This window comes from Streptomyces sp. NPDC007164 (assembly GCF_040634135.1).
GTDB classification, from domain to species: Bacteria; Actinomycetota; Actinomycetes; order Streptomycetales; family Streptomycetaceae; genus Streptomyces; species Streptomyces sanglieri.
In genome coordinates this window covers 198,952-212,674 of the sequence record NZ_JBEYFB010000003.1, presented here as the reverse complement: position 1 = coordinate 212,674, position 13,723 = coordinate 198,952, and the positions used below count along the sequence as shown (strand labels likewise).

At 68.3% G+C, this 13,723-nt stretch carries 12 protein-coding genes and 1 tRNA gene; 7 read left to right on the top strand and 6 right to left on the bottom strand.

The annotated features are described in order from the left end of the window. Positions 1–35: 35 nt before the first annotated feature. Positions 36–1,187: a hypothetical protein gene (locus tag ABZ622_RS07575; protein ID WP_360541337.1), complete on the bottom strand. Its 1,152-nt coding sequence runs from the start codon at positions 1,185–1,187 to the stop codon at positions 36–38. Between the two features lie 90 nt (positions 1,188–1,277). Between ABZ622_RS07575 and ABZ622_RS07570 the strand changes: the two genes are divergently transcribed. Then, positions 1,278–1,745, top strand: a complete 468-nt coding sequence (locus tag ABZ622_RS07570) for a MarR family winged helix-turn-helix transcriptional regulator (protein ID WP_360541335.1) — start codon at positions 1,278–1,280, stop codon at positions 1,743–1,745. 185 nt (positions 1,746–1,930) lie between these two features. On the opposite strand, the gene ABZ622_RS07565 is transcribed toward ABZ622_RS07570, so the two are convergent. Next, positions 1,931–2,013: transfer RNA gene (locus ABZ622_RS07565), tRNA-Leu, on the bottom strand. Positions 2,014–2,339: 326 nt separating this feature from the next. On the opposite strand from ABZ622_RS07565, the gene ABZ622_RS07560 reads away from it, so the two are divergent. The 6 genes from ABZ622_RS07560 to pknB all read left to right on the top strand — a co-directional run bounded on the left by ABZ622_RS07560 (position 2,340) and on the right by pknB (position 10,404). Next, entirely contained in the window at positions 2,340–3,209 is an 870-nt protein-coding gene (locus ABZ622_RS07560) for an FhaA domain-containing protein (protein WP_360541333.1), read from the top strand. A gap of 10 nt (positions 3,210–3,219) precedes the next feature. After that, the gene (locus ABZ622_RS07555; RefSeq protein ID WP_072487556.1) at positions 3,220–3,735 is read left to right on the top strand and encodes an FHA domain-containing protein; all 516 of its coding nucleotides are present in this window, start codon (positions 3,220–3,222) and stop codon (positions 3,733–3,735) included. A 132-nt stretch (positions 3,736–3,867) separates the two neighbouring features. Continuing rightward, on the top strand, positions 3,868–5,376 hold the full coding sequence (locus ABZ622_RS07550; protein WP_360541331.1) for a PP2C family serine/threonine-protein phosphatase: 1,509 nt from the start codon (positions 3,868–3,870) through the stop codon (positions 5,374–5,376). Positions 5,377–5,399: 23 nt separating this feature from the next. Beyond that, entirely contained in the window at positions 5,400–6,800 is a 1,401-nt protein-coding gene (locus ABZ622_RS07545; RefSeq protein ID WP_266914558.1) for an FtsW/RodA/SpoVE family cell cycle protein, read from the top strand. Then, entirely contained in the window at positions 6,797–8,254 is a 1,458-nt protein-coding gene (locus ABZ622_RS07540) for a penicillin-binding transpeptidase domain-containing protein (protein ID WP_360541329.1), read from the top strand. The genes ABZ622_RS07545 and ABZ622_RS07540 overlap by 4 nt, the downstream gene beginning before the upstream one ends. Positions 8,255–8,421: 167 nt before the next feature. After that, positions 8,422–10,404: a Stk1 family PASTA domain-containing Ser/Thr kinase gene (pknB, locus tag ABZ622_RS07535; protein ID WP_360541327.1), complete on the top strand. Its 1,983-nt coding sequence runs from the start codon at positions 8,422–8,424 to the stop codon at positions 10,402–10,404. Positions 10,405–10,545: 141 nt separating this feature from the next. Here pknB and ABZ622_RS07530 read toward each other — a convergent pair whose 3' ends face one another. From ABZ622_RS07530 to ABZ622_RS07515, 4 genes are read right to left on the bottom strand one after another with little or no spacing between them, the layout of a single operon-like run. Next, entirely contained in the window at positions 10,546–11,274 is a 729-nt protein-coding gene (locus ABZ622_RS07530; RefSeq protein WP_360541325.1) for a class E sortase, read from the bottom strand. A 27-nt stretch (positions 11,275–11,301) separates the two neighbouring features. Continuing rightward, a complete protein-coding gene (locus ABZ622_RS07525; protein ID WP_360541323.1) occupies positions 11,302–12,879 on the bottom strand; it encodes a class E sortase in 1,578 nt (525 codons plus the stop codon). Beyond that, the gene (locus tag ABZ622_RS07520; protein ID WP_360541321.1) at positions 12,876–13,514 is read right to left on the bottom strand and encodes an aminodeoxychorismate/anthranilate synthase component II; all 639 of its coding nucleotides are present in this window, start codon (positions 13,512–13,514) and stop codon (positions 12,876–12,878) included. Before ABZ622_RS07520 ends, ABZ622_RS07525 begins: the two co-directional genes overlap by 4 nt. Continuing rightward, positions 13,511–13,693 (bottom strand): hypothetical protein, encoded by a 183-nt coding sequence (locus ABZ622_RS07515; RefSeq protein ID WP_266914546.1) that lies wholly within the window; start codon positions 13,691–13,693, stop codon positions 13,511–13,513. The genes ABZ622_RS07520 and ABZ622_RS07515 overlap by 4 nt, the downstream gene beginning before the upstream one ends. Between the last annotated feature and the right edge of the window lie 30 nt (positions 13,694–13,723).

Below are 13,723 nucleotides of genomic sequence, written 5' to 3'. Positions count from 1 at the left end.
CCGCCTCGCCGCCTGTGGACAACGATCCGCCCTGGTCAGACGCCTACGGTCTCCTCCAACTCCTCCTCGATCTCCTCCGTGTCGCCCGCCTCGGTCCGGGCTCCGGCCCCGGCCCTGGCCGCGTGCTTGGGCCCGTGCGCCCCGCCGGCCTCGGCAGGACCCGCGACAGCACCGGTGTCGGCCGCCGTCTCCACCGCGGCCTTCCGCCGCCTCGACTCGGCCAGGCCCGCCAGGCCGATCAGGGCCAGGCCCGCCACGAACCAGAGCGCGAGCACCAGCACATGCCCGCCGAGCGCGTGTCCGCCGAAGTACACATGGCTGCGTACTCCCTCGACGAAGCCCGCGCCGTTCCAGAAAGAGTGCAGCGAGGCGAAGAAGCCGGGCTGGAGTTCGGGCCGGAAGATGCCGCCGGAGCTGGTGAAGTTGAGCATCACGAACAGCACCATCAGGCCGAGCGTCGTCCACCGCTTGAGGAAGGTGTGCAGTCCGACGCCGATCAGCAGGATGCCCGCGGAGTACAGCCAGGCCATCGCCCAGAGACCGCCGAGCCCATGGTCCACGAGGCCGAACACCGGCCCCGCGAACACCACTCCGATCACGCTCACCACCAGCGAAGCGGCAACGGCCAGTGCGGCCCTGATCCGCAGTGCCAGCACGGCACCCGCGCCACCGATGACCGCGACCGACGCGTACGAGCCGATGCTCACCGCGACCAGCAGGAAGAAAATGCCCTGCCCGGTCGGATCGCCGTCCGCGGTCGGCGCCGTGTCCGTCACCTCCAGCGGGTCACCCTGTCCGGCGGCGACCTGGGTGAACACCTTCTCGACCACCGTGGCGGTGGTGTCCGAGGAAGCGCCGGCCACGAGCAGCTCGGGGTGCTTTCCCGGCAGGTAGGCGCCGTAACTCGCCTGCGTCTTCAGGTGGTCCACCGCCGCGGCCCGGTCGGGAACGGTACGTACGCTCAGCGCCCCGTCGCTCTTGTCCTGCAGCGTCTGCGCGAGCACCTGCGCGCTCGGCCCCGAACCGACCACGTCCACCCGAAGATCGTGCGGCTCCGGGGCGTGGAAGGCCCCGAGGTAGGCGAGCCCCATGCCGATGCACATCAGCAGCGGCGTGACGAAATGGCCCAGCACATGACGGAGAGCTGCGGCGGTGGAGCCGGGGGCGGCACTTGGGCCTGCGGACATGCGGAACACTCCAATAGTTGGCTTTTACAACTCCTAACTCGTTGTACTATACAACTGAAAATCGAGAACCGCGAGACGGAAGGCGGAACGGTGCCCGGAACCCCAGAGGAACGCGAGGAGTCGCTGGATGTCATCCAGCGGGAACTGACCGCATTCGCACGCCGCGCCCGAGCCGCCGCAGCCCGCCTCCATCCGGAGCTTCCGCTGGTCTCGTACACGCTGCTGGCACACATCGAGGACCGGCACGGCTGCCGCGCGACGGATCTGGCCGCCCACTACATGCTGGACAAATCGACGGTCAGCCGGCAGATCGCCACCCTGGAGAAGCTCGGACTGGTCGAGCGCCATCCGGACCCGGACGACCACCGGATCCAGGTACTGCATCCCACCGCGGCCGGAACCCAGGCACTCGCCTCCACCCAGGCCAGCCGCCGCACGGCCTACCAGGAACGCCTCGCGGACTGGACGGAGGAGGATCTCGCCCGGTTCGCGGAGTACCTGCTGCGCTACAACTCGGCCGGCACCGCCACGACCACCGAACAGACACCGCGAACCTGACCCGAAAGCCCCATCAGCCCCATCGGTCGCATCGGTCGCATCAGCCCCATCGGAGCGCAGGAAGTCTCAAACCAGATGTTTCACGTGAAACAAGAATTTGGGTGCGAACTCGCAAGACAGCGTGCGACCAGATCCCGGGAACGAAGAAGCCCCACAGACCGTTGGCCTGTGGGGCTTCCTACTTGTGCGCGAGGGGGGATTTGAACCCCCACGTCCCTAAGGACACTGGCACCTGAAGCCAGCGCGTCTGCCGTTCCGCCACTCGCGCAAGAGTGGTGTTTCCAGACTCTCCCTCACCGTTTGGTGCGATTGCCTGGCGACATCCGGAAGATTAGCACGCTGGACAGGGTGGATTCACATCCGTTGATTCACCGACCGACTGAACCGACTGAAGGCGACCGGGAACGCCGAGCGGCCGCCCCCACTCCTCCTCAGTGCACCCCGGGTGCGGGACACTGTGAGGAGGCCGCCTCTACGATCCGTGTGAGAGGTGACACTCATCCACAGGGCAGACAAGGGGAACCAGCCGATTTCCCCACGCGTGGATACGATCAGTAAGCAGTACAGGGACGACTACAACGGAGGAGGTGCCCCATGGGAGTCATGAAGCGTTTCGAGCAGCGTCTCGAAGGTCTGGTCAACGGCACCTTCGCCAAGGTCTTCAAGTCCGAGGTCCAGCCGGTCGAGATCGCGGGAGCCCTCCAGCGCGAGTGCGACAACAACGCGACGATCTGGAACCGCGAGCGGACCGTCGTCCCCAACGACTTCATCGTCGAGCTCAGCACCCCTGACTACGAGCGGCTCAGCCCGTACTCGGGCCAGCTGGGCGACGAACTCTCCGGGCTGGTCCGCGACTACGCCAAGCAGCAGCGGTACACCTTCATGGGCCCCATCAAGGTCCACCTGGAGAAGGCCGACGACCTCGACACCGGGCTCTACCGGGTACGCAGCCGCACCCTGGCGTCGAGTTCGTCACAGCAGGACCCCCAGGGCCGCCAAGGACTGCAGGGCCAGCCCCCCCACCCGGGTCCCGGCCGGTCCGCTCAGCCCACCGGCGGCTACGGATACCCGCCCAGCTCCACCCCGCCCATGCCCGCGGCCCCGCCGCCGGGCACCGGCAGGCCCGGAGCACCCAGCACCGACCGGCACCCGCCGGCCGGGCCCAGCCCCCTGCCGAACGCGCAGGTGCGACGCTGGATCGAGATCAACGGCACCCGCCATCAGATCTCCCGCCCGACGCTGGTGCTGGGACGCAGCACCGACGCCGACGTGCGGATCGACGACCCCGGCGTATCGCGCCGGCACTGTGAGATCCGGACCGGAACGCCCTCGACGATCCAGGATCTCGGGTCTACCAACGGCATCGTGGTAGACGGGCAGCACACCACCCGCGCTACGCTCCGCGACGGCTCGCGGATCGTCGTGGGCAGCACCACCATCGTTTACCGGCAAGCCGAAGGGTGAAGCGGGGGCAATGTCAGAGCTGACCCTGACGGTCATGCGGCTAGGTTTCCTGGCTGTTCTGTGGCTATTCGTGATCGTGGCCGTTCAGGTCATTCGCAGTGACCTGTTCGGAACGCGCGTCACGCAGCGCGGCTCACGCCGCACTGCGAACGACGCGCGGCCTCCACAGGCACGCCAGAATGCTGCGGCGCCGCCGCAGCAACGCCAGCAGCCGGGGCGGCAGCGCCGGGGGGCACCCACAAAACTGGTCGTCTCCGAGGGCAGCCTCACCGGCACCACGGTGGCGCTCCAGGGGCAGACCATCACGCTGGGCCGGGCGCACGATTCAACAATCGTGCTGGACGACGACTACGCGTCCAGCAGGCATGCCAGGATCTACCCCGACCGTGACGGCCAGTGGATCGTCGAGGATCTCGGGTCCACCAACGGCACGTATCTCGACCGGACCCGACTCACCACCCCGACACCCGTTCCGCTGGGCGCGCCGATCCGGATCGGCAAGACCGTCATCGAGCTGCGGAAGTAGTACGACAATGAGCGAGCGGAGCGAGCGAGCCGCGGCGGTCCGGACAACGGCCCCCGCCTTCCGGCTCCCGACCGGAGGGTGGGCAGTGTGGCTCGAGACCGGCTATACCCCGAGCCGACGGGAGAGGTGCGCATGAGTCTTTCCCTGCGCTTCGCCGCCGGATCGCACAAGGGCATGATCCGGGAGGGCAACGAGGACTCCGGCTACGCCGGGCCGCGCCTTCTCGCCATCGCCGACGGCATGGGCGGCCAGGCAGCCGGTGAGGTCGCCAGTTCCGAGGTGATCTCCACGCTCGTCCAGCTCGACGACGACGTCCCGGGCTCGGACATCCTCACCTCGCTCGGTACCGCGGTCCAGCGGGCCAACGACCAGCTGCGCGTGATGGTCGAGGAAGACCCCCAGCTGGAGGGCATGGGCACCACGCTCACCGCCCTGCTCTGGACCGGCCAGCGCCTCGGCCTCGTCCATGTCGGCGACTCCCGCGCGTACCTGCTGCGCGACGGCGTGCTCACCCAGATCACCCAGGACCACACGTGGGTGCAGCGGTTGGTCGACGAGGGCCGGATCACCGAGGAAGAGGCCACCACCCACCCGCAACGCGCCCTGCTGATGCGGGCACTGGGCAGTGGCGAGCACGTCGAGCCCGATCTCTCCATCCGTGAGGTCCGGGTCGGCGACCGCTATCTGATCTGCTCCGACGGGCTGTCCGGCGTCGTCTCCCATCAGACCCTGGAAGAGACGCTCGCCAGCTACCAGGGTCCGCAGGAGACCATCCAGGACCTCATCCAGCTCGCTCTGCGCGGCGGCGGCCCCGACAACATCACCTGCATCGTCGCCGACGTCCTCGACGTCGACAGCAACGACACCCTGGCCGCTCAGCTCAACGACACCCCGGTCATCGTCGGCGCGGTCGCCGAGAACCAGGCGGCGCAGATGAGCGACGCCGAGAGCACGGCCGCCATGCAGACCCCCGCCGGACGGGCGGCCGGCCTCGGCCGGCCCGTACCGCCGCCCTCGGGGGGCTTCGGCCCGCCCGGAAGCGGCGACGGCGGATACGGCGGGATGCCCGACGACTCCTTCGACGCGTACACCGACGACGACTTCGTCAAGCCCGGCGGCGGTCGCAAGTGGCTGAAGAGGTCCCTGTACACAGTGCTGGCGCTCGCCGTCATCGGCGGCGGCCTCTACGGCGGCTACCGCTGGACACAGAGCCAGTTCTACGTCGGTGCGAAGAACGAGCACGTCGCGCTCTTCCGCGGCATCAGCCAGGATCTGGCCTGGGTCTCGCTCTCGGAAGTCGAGAAGGACCACCCCGAGATCGAACTCAAGTACCTCCCGCCCTACCAGCGCAAGCAGGTCGAGGCCACCATCGCCGAGGGCAACATCTCCGCCGCCCGCGAGAAGATCGGCGAACTCTCCGTCCAGGCGTCCGCCTGCAAGAAGAACGCCGAACGACGAGCCGCCGAGAAGGCCGGCGCCGACGAGGCCCAGGCACCGGGTACGGACGCGGAGGCATCCGGGACCACCAGCGGCGCGAAGACGTCCGACACCGCCAAGACCAAACCGACCAAAACTCCCACTCCTGGTCCCAGCCTCTCGGAGGAAGAGAAAAAGCTGGTCCCGCAGTGCGGTAAGCAGTAAAGCCGTAGGGGGCCTTCAGCACCATGAGCGTTGTCACCAATACGACCACGATCGGCGCGATCGACGCACCGAGCCGTCGCAACACCGAACTGATGTTGATGGTCTTCGCCGTCGCCATCTCGGTGTTCGCCTACGCCAACGTCGGACTCGCCCTCAACGGCGAACTTCCCTCCGGCATGCTCGGATACGGGCTCGGACTCGCCCTGCTCGGCGGCATCGGCCACCTCGCCGTCCGCAAGTTCGCCCCGTACGCGGACCCGCTGCTGCTGCCGCTGGCAACGCTGCTGAACGGACTGGGACTGGCCATCATCTGGCGTCTGGACCAGTCCGAACGGTTCCAGGCAACCCCGAACTTCGTAGCCGCCGCCTCCAAGCAGCTGATGTTCTCGGCTGCGGGCGTCGCGCTGCTGGTCATCGTTCTGCTGGCCCTCAAGGACCACCGCATTCTGCAGCGCTACACCTACATCTCCATGCTGGTGGCGCTGTTCCTCCTGATCCTTCCGATGTTCTTCCCCGCGGTGAACGGCGCCAAGATCTGGATCAAGATCCCCGGTGTCGGCACGATCCAGCCGGGGGAGTTCGCCAAGATCATCATCGCGGTGTTCTTCGCCGGATACCTCATGGTCAAGCGGGACGCCCTGGCCCTGGCCAGCCGCCGCTTCATGGGCCTCTACCTTCCTCGCGGCCGTGACCTCGGCCCCATCCTCATGGTCTGGGCCTTCTCGATCCTGATCCTGGTCTTCGAGACCGACCTGGGTTCGTCCCTGCTGTTCTTCGGCATGTTCGTCGTCATGCTGTACGTGGCCACCGAGCGCACCAGCTGGATCGTCTTCGGTCTGCTGATGTCCGCGGCCGGCGCCGTCGGTGTGGCCACCTTCGAGCCCCACGTACAGCAGCGTGTGACCGCCTGGCTGGACCCGTTCGACGGCTGGGGCAAGCTGGCGGCCAGCGAGCAGATGGCCAAGTCCCTGATGGCCTTCGGCTCCGGCGGCACCCTCGGCACCGGGCTCGGACAGGGCAACTCCGACCTGATCGGCTTCGCCGCGAACTCCGACTTCATCCTCGCCACCGTCGGCGAGGAGCTCGGCCTCGCCGGGATGATGGCCATCCTGCTCGTCTACGGCCTGATCGTGGAGCGCGGCGTCCGCACCGCCCTCGCCGCCCGCGACCCATTCGGCAAGCTCCTCGCGATCGGGCTCTCCGGCTCCTTCGCCATCCAGGTCTTCGTCGTCGCCGGCGGTGTCATGGGGCTCATTCCGCTGACCGGTATGACCATGCCGTTCGTCGCGGCAGGCGGGTCGTCGGTCATCGCCAACTGGGCCCTGATCGGCATCCTGCTCCGCATCAGCGACACCGCGCGCCGCCCCGCCCCGGCACCGGCGCCCTCACCCGACGCCGAGATGACCCAGGTGGTCCGACCGTGAACAAGCCCCTTCGCAGGATTGCGATCTTCTGCGGGCTGCTCGTCCTCGCTCTCCTGGTACGCGTCAACTGGCTCCAGTACGTCCGCGCCGACGAGCTGAACGGGAACGAGCACAACCGCCGTGTCCAGATCGAGCGGTACGCCCACGAGCGCGGCAACATCATCGTCGACGGAGCTCCCATCACCGGGTCCGTCGAGACCAAGGGCAGCGACTTCAAGTACAAGCGGGTCTGGAAGAACGGCCCCATGTGGGCCCCCGTCACCGGGTACTCCTCGCAGGCGTTCGACGCCTCGCAGCTGGAGAGCCTTGAGGACGGAATCCTCACCGGCAACAGCGACCAGCTGTTCTTCGACCGCACGCTGTCCCTCTTCAACGGCAAGGACAAGACCGGCGGCAACATCGTCACGACCCTCAACGGTGCCGCCCAGAAGGCCGCCTTCAAGGGACTCGGCGACAAGAAGGGCGCCGTGGCCGCGCTCGACCCGCAGACCGGCGCCATCCTGGCCCTGGTCAGCACTCCTTCGTACGACCCGTCGGTCTTCGCGGGCAACTCCCTCAAGGACGCCGAAGCCCGGCAGCACCTCCTGAAGGACAAGGACAAGCCGATGCTCAACCGGGCATTGCGCGAGACCTACCCGCCCGGCTCGACCTTCAAGGTCGTCACCGCCGCCGCGGCCCTGGAGAACGGGCTGTACAAGGGGATCGACGACAAGACGAACTCCCCGCTGCCCTGGCGGCTCCCGCTGACCACCGGCAACCTCGTGAACGAGGGCAGCATCCCGTGCGAGAACGCCACGCTCCGGGAGGCGCTGCGGTGGTCCTGCAACACCGTCTTCGGCAAGATCAGCGATGACCTCGGCAACCAGAAGATGATCGACGAGGCCGGCAAGTTCGGCTTCAACAAGGAGATCTTCACCCCGGTACGCGCCGACGCCAGCGTCTACCCCAAGGACAACCGTCCGCAGAACGCCATGGCCGGCATCGGCCAGGCGTCCAACCGCGCCACCCCGCTCCAGATGGCGATGGTCGCCGCGGCCGTGGCCAACGACGGCAAGCTGATGCAGCCGTACATGGTCGCCGAGCGCCAGGCCCCCAGCCTGGACGCGATCTACACCCACGAGAAGGAGCAGTTCAGCCAGCCCCTCTCGGGTGAGAACGCGCAGAAGCTCCAGCAGATGATGGAAACCGTCGTCAAGAACGGCACGGGAACCAAGGCCCTCATCGACGGCGTCACTGTCGGCGGTAAGACCGGTACCGCACAGCACGGCCTGAACAACAGTGAGAACCCGTACGCCTGGTTCATCTCGTACGCCAAGACCGACAGCGGCTCCCCGGTCGCCGTCGCCGTGGTCGTCGAGGACAGCGAGGCCAACCGCGACGACATCTCCGGTGGCGGCCTGGCCGGCCCGATCGCGCGGGACGTGATGAAGGCGGTCATCGACAGCAAGAAGTGACGCCCATCACATCGGGCGCCATACCTGCACATCGGGATACCGGTCAGGTATCAGGTCCGGACTCCGGGCCGATCAGGTAGGGCGCGGCCGGTAGCGTATGCGCGAGCAGCACACCGCCGGACCACACACCGGTGCGGTCGGGACTGACGGAGAGGGCTGGAACTGTTATGGAAGAGCCGCGTCGCCTCGGCGGCCGGTACGAGCTGGGCTCGGTGCTCGGCCGTGGTGGCATGGCCGAGGTCTACCTCGCACACGACACCAGGCTCGGCCGCACCGTAGCCGTGAAGACGCTCCGCGCCGATCTGGCCCGCGATCCGTCCTTCCAGGCCCGGTTCCGCCGTGAGGCCCAGTCCGCCGCCTCGCTCAACCACCCGGCGATCGTCGCCGTCTACGACACCGGCGAGGACTACGTCGACGGGGTCTCCATCCCGTACATCGTGATGGAGTACGTCGACGGGTCGACGCTCAGGGAGCTACTGCACTCCGGCCGCAAGCTGCTGCCCGAACGCACCCTTGAGATGACCGTCGGCATCCTCCAGGCGCTGGAGTACTCGCACCGCGCCGGCATCGTCCACCGCGACATCAAACCGGCGAACGTCATGCTGACGCGCACCGGTCAGGTCAAGGTCATGGACTTCGGCATCGCCCGCGCCATGGGCGACTCCGGAATGACGATGACCCAGACCGCCGCCGTCATCGGCACCGCCCAGTACCTCTCCCCGGAGCAGGCCAAGGGCGAGCAGGTCGACGCGCGCTCCGACCTCTACTCGACCGGCTGTCTGCTCTACGAACTGCTGACGGTACGGCCGCCGTTCATCGGTGACTCACCGGTCGCGGTCGCCTACCAGCACGTACGGGAAGAGCCGCAGAAGCCCAGCAACTTCGACCCCGAGATCACGCCCGAAATGGACGCGATCGTGTTGAAGGCCCTGGTCAAGGATCCCGACTACCGCTACCAGTCGGCCGACGAGATGCGCGCCGACATCGAGGCCTGCCTCGACGGCCAGCCGGTCGCCGCCACCGCGGCGATGGGCGCGGCCGGTTACGGCGGCTACGACGGATACGGCAACGACCAGCCGACCACCGCGCTGCGCGCCGCGGACCAGAACGGCGCGCAGACGTCGATGCTGCCCCCGGTCAACCCGGACGACGGCGGCTACGGCTACGACGACCGCCCGGACCGCCGCCGCCAGAAGAAGAGCAACACCTCGACGATCCTGCTGATCGTCGCGGGTGTCCTGGTGCTGATCGGCGCGATCCTGATCGGCCAGTCGGTGTTCAGCAACCGCGACAGCGGCGCCGACAAGTTCGATGCGCCGAACATGGTCGGTTCGACCGTGAAGGAAGCCGAGAGGCTCGCGGACAACGCCGGCGTCGTCCTGAAGATCGGCTCGCGCGAACCGTGCGAGGACCAGCCCAAGGGCAAGATCTGCAGCCAGACCCCGACCCCCGACGACCAGATGGCGAAGAAGGACACCGTCACGGTCGTCGTCTCCACCGGGGCGCCGAAGGTCGATGTCCCGGACGTCGTGGAGAAGACCGAGGCGACGGCCCGCAAGGACCTCGAAGCCAAGGGCTTCACGGTGAACGTCACCGCGGTCGAGTCCGAGAAGACCGCCGGTACGGTCATCAAGCAGAACCCCGAGGGCAACACGAAGGCCGAGAAGAACTCCGAAGTCACCATCACGGTCGCCAAGCAGGCCACCCAGAAGGTGCCGAACGTCGCCGACCGGGACTACAACGCCGCGGTGGCCCAGCTCAACGGCCTCGGCTTCACCAACGTCTCCAGGACCGACGTCGATTCGGAGAAGCCGGCGAACCAGGTGATCAGCCAGACACCGCCCCCCGACTCGATGCAGCCACTGACCGCCCAGATCGTGCTGACGGTCTCCAAGGGCCCGCAGCAGCCCGAGCAGACCACGGTTCCGGATCTCCAGGGCAAGACGCTTGGGGAGGCCAAGGGCCTGCTCACCGCGGCCGGACTGCAACTCGGCCAGGTGCAGGGACCGAACGACGACAACGCGAAGGTCGTCACCTTCCAGCCCGGCGTGGGCCAGCCGGTCGACAAGAACAGCGCGGTCAACGTGGTGACCATGCCGGGCGGCGGAGACGGCAACATCTTCGGCGGCCCGTCCGGCAGACGGCGCTGACCCCGACGCACCACCTTGAAGGGCCCCGGCGCCACACGGCGACCGGGGCCCTTCTTCATGCGCACCGGGTTGCCTGCCGAAGACCGTGCCCGCCGAAAACCGTGTCTGCCGGGCGCCCCGGCGGGGGCTGCGGGGCAGCTGTCAGCGCAGCTCCGCCGGCTTCGTGCGGTCCTTGTCCACCTTCTCCGTACGCACCAGCTCGCCCCACACGATGTAGCGGTACTTCGACGTGTAGACCGGCGTGCAGGTCGTCAGCGTGATGTAGCGGCCGGGCTTCTTCGCGCCCGAGCCCTTCGGCACCTCCTGCAACACGTCGACGTTGTACTTCGACGTCTCGGGGAGCTCCTTGAAGACCTTGTAGACGTACCAGGTGTCCTTGGTCTCGAAGACGACCGCGTCCCCGGTCTTCACCTTGTCGATGTTGTGGAACTTGGCGCCGTGCCCGTCGCGGTGGGCGGCCAGGGTGAAGTTGCCCTTCTTGTCCCACGGGAGAGCCGACTTCACCGGGTCCGTGTAGTAGCCCGCGATGCCGTCGTTCAGGTTCTCGGTGTCGGTGCCCTTCTTGACCAGCACCTCGCCGTTCTTCATCGACGGGACGTGCAGGAAGCCGATGCCGTCCTTGGTGTCCAGCGCACCCGGTCCGCCCGCCCAGCGGTCGCGGATGGTGTGGCCCTGTTTGGTGGCCTCACGGTCGGCGAGCACATTCGTCCACCAGAGGGAGTAGACGACGAAGAGTCCGAGCACCAGGCCCGCGGTGATCAGGAGTTCACCGAAGAGGCTGACCGCGGTCGCGACGGAATGGCGGCCCCTGCGCCGGGGCGGGGGCGCGGACTCGCCGGTTCCCTCTTCGTGCTCGGTCCTCGCTGTCACCGCACCCGTCCCTGTCGTGATGATGATTCAGCCCACGAGCGCGTCGGGCTTCCCCTCGCTGCGCGGTCGTTCGTCGACCATCTTGCCCCAGACGATCAAACGGTACGTACTCGTGAATTCCGGCGTACAGGTCGTCAGAGTGATGTACCGGCCCGGCCCGTTGAACCCGGAATCACGCGGCACCGGGTCGATCACCGAGACATTGGACGGCGATGTCTGCGGCAGAGTCCTGGCCGTCTCGTACGTGTAGTACGCGTCCTGCGTTTCGACCACGATCAGGTCGCCGGCGTTCAGCCGGTTGATGTAGCGGAACGGCTCGCCGTGCGTGTTGCGGTGACCGGCCAGAGCGAAGTTGCCCTTCTTGGCCGAGGGCATCGCGGTGCGGAGCGTGCCCTCGCTGTAGTGGCCGACCATGCCCCGGTCGAGGACCTTCTCCTTACTGATGCCCTCGGCGATCGGAGCGACCACATCCAGCTTGGGGATGTGGATGATGGCGAATCCCTGCCCCGCTTCGAACTCCCCGGGGCTGCGGTCGCCCTTCGCCCAGTCGTCCTGGATCTTGTGCGTCTCCTTGCCGGCGTACTGGTCGGCGCGCACATTCGTCCACCACAGCTGATAGGTGACGAACAGCAGCATCAGCACGCCGAGCGTGATGAACAGCTCGCCGGTGACCCGGCTGGCCACCACGGCCGGGCTGTCCTTGGCCGCACGGGCCGCACGCCGTGCCTCGACGCGCGACATCGGCTTCTCGGGCTGCGTGGCGGCCGTCGCCGCCTCCGGCCGCTGATCGGCACGGCGCCGGCCCCGGCCCTTGGCGGCGCGACGGCGCTCGGCGCGACCTCCGGTACGCGGCTCCGAATCGGTGTTGTCGGAGTCCGGACCGGGGTCCGGCGCAGCGCGCGGAGTCGCGGAGTACGAGTCGGCGTCCGCCGCTGATTCCGCGAATACCGCCGATACCGCGAAGCTCTCCGTGTCGCCCGCCGGATCCGGGACCGGAACCGGCCGCCCGGCCGTCGCCGTCGCCCGGCCGTCCGGCCGGTGGGCACCGGCCGTCCGTGCACCGACCGTCTCGTCGCCGACCGGGAAGGCAACGGCAAGGGGCTGCGTCAATTCCTCCGGAACGGGCTGCCGCGGAACCGGCTGCTGCGGAACGGGCTGCGCCATGGGCGGCGGCACAGGCCGCGCCGACTGCTCCGGGACGGGCGTCGGCTCGGGTGCCGAAACAGCCGTCTGCGGGCCGTACCAGTCCCGTGCGAACCCCTCGGGGTCGCACCACTCCTGCGGGGCGCCCTGGGGGCTCTGTGCCCCGTACGACGCCTGTGCCTGGGCCGGCGGCCCCTGGGGCGGCCCCTGCTGCGGCTGTGCCGGTCCGTCCGGGGCACGGTGCTGTCCCGGACCGGCAGCCGGTGGCTCGGCCGACTCGGTCGACCGGGCCGGAACATCGTCCGCCCTGAACCACGGCGAGGTGCGCGGCCCCGGCAGCGGATCGTTCAACGGGTCCGCCAGCCGGTCGACCGCCGCCTCGAACTCGCCGGCGGCCCCGTACGCTCCTCGCTCGTACGGGCCGTCCTGACCGGCGTCGGGTTCGGGGCGGTGCGAAGTCACGCGACGGCCTTGCCCACCACCGGCGCGAGCCCCGCCGACCGCGCGACGGCCCCCGTGTCGCCGCACTGCACCAGCCAGTTGGCCAGCATCAGGTGCCCGTGCTCGGTCAGCACCGACTCCGGGTGGAACTGCACGCCCTCCACCGGCAGCTCACGGTGGCGCAGCCCCATGATGATCCCGTCGGCGGTCCGCGCCGTCACCTCCAACTCCGCCGGGACGGTGTCCGGTTCGGCGGCGAGCGAGTGGTAGCGGGTCGCGGTGAAGGGGGACGGGAGGCCGGCGAAGACGCCCGTGCCCTCGTGGGTCACCTTCGAGGTCTTGCCGTGCAGCAGCTCGGGGGCGCGGTCCACCACGCCGCCGTACGCCACCGCCATCGACTGCATCCCGAGGCAGACCCCGAAGACCGGGACGCCCGTGGCCGCGCAGTGGCGCACCATCTCGACGCAGACGCCCGCCTGCTCCGGGGTGCCGGGACCGGGCGACAACAGGACGCCGTCGAAGCCGTCCTGGGCATGTGCCGTGGACACCTCGTCATTGCGCAGCACCTCGCACTCGGCACCGAGCTGGTAGAGGTACTGGACGAGATTGAAGACAAAGCTGTCGTAGTTGTCCACGACGAGAATGCGGGCACTCACTGGCCGCCCTCCGTCCCGGTCGAGCCGTCGACCGTCACATCACCGAACGGAAGCAGCGGCTCCGCCCAGGGGAAGACGTACTGGAAAAGCGCGTAGACAACAGCCAGTACCAACACGAGCGAGATGAGCGCACGCACCCATGCGTTGCCCGGCAGATGCCGCCAGATCCAGCCGTACATGTTGTCCCCTCCATTCGGTACGAGACCAGA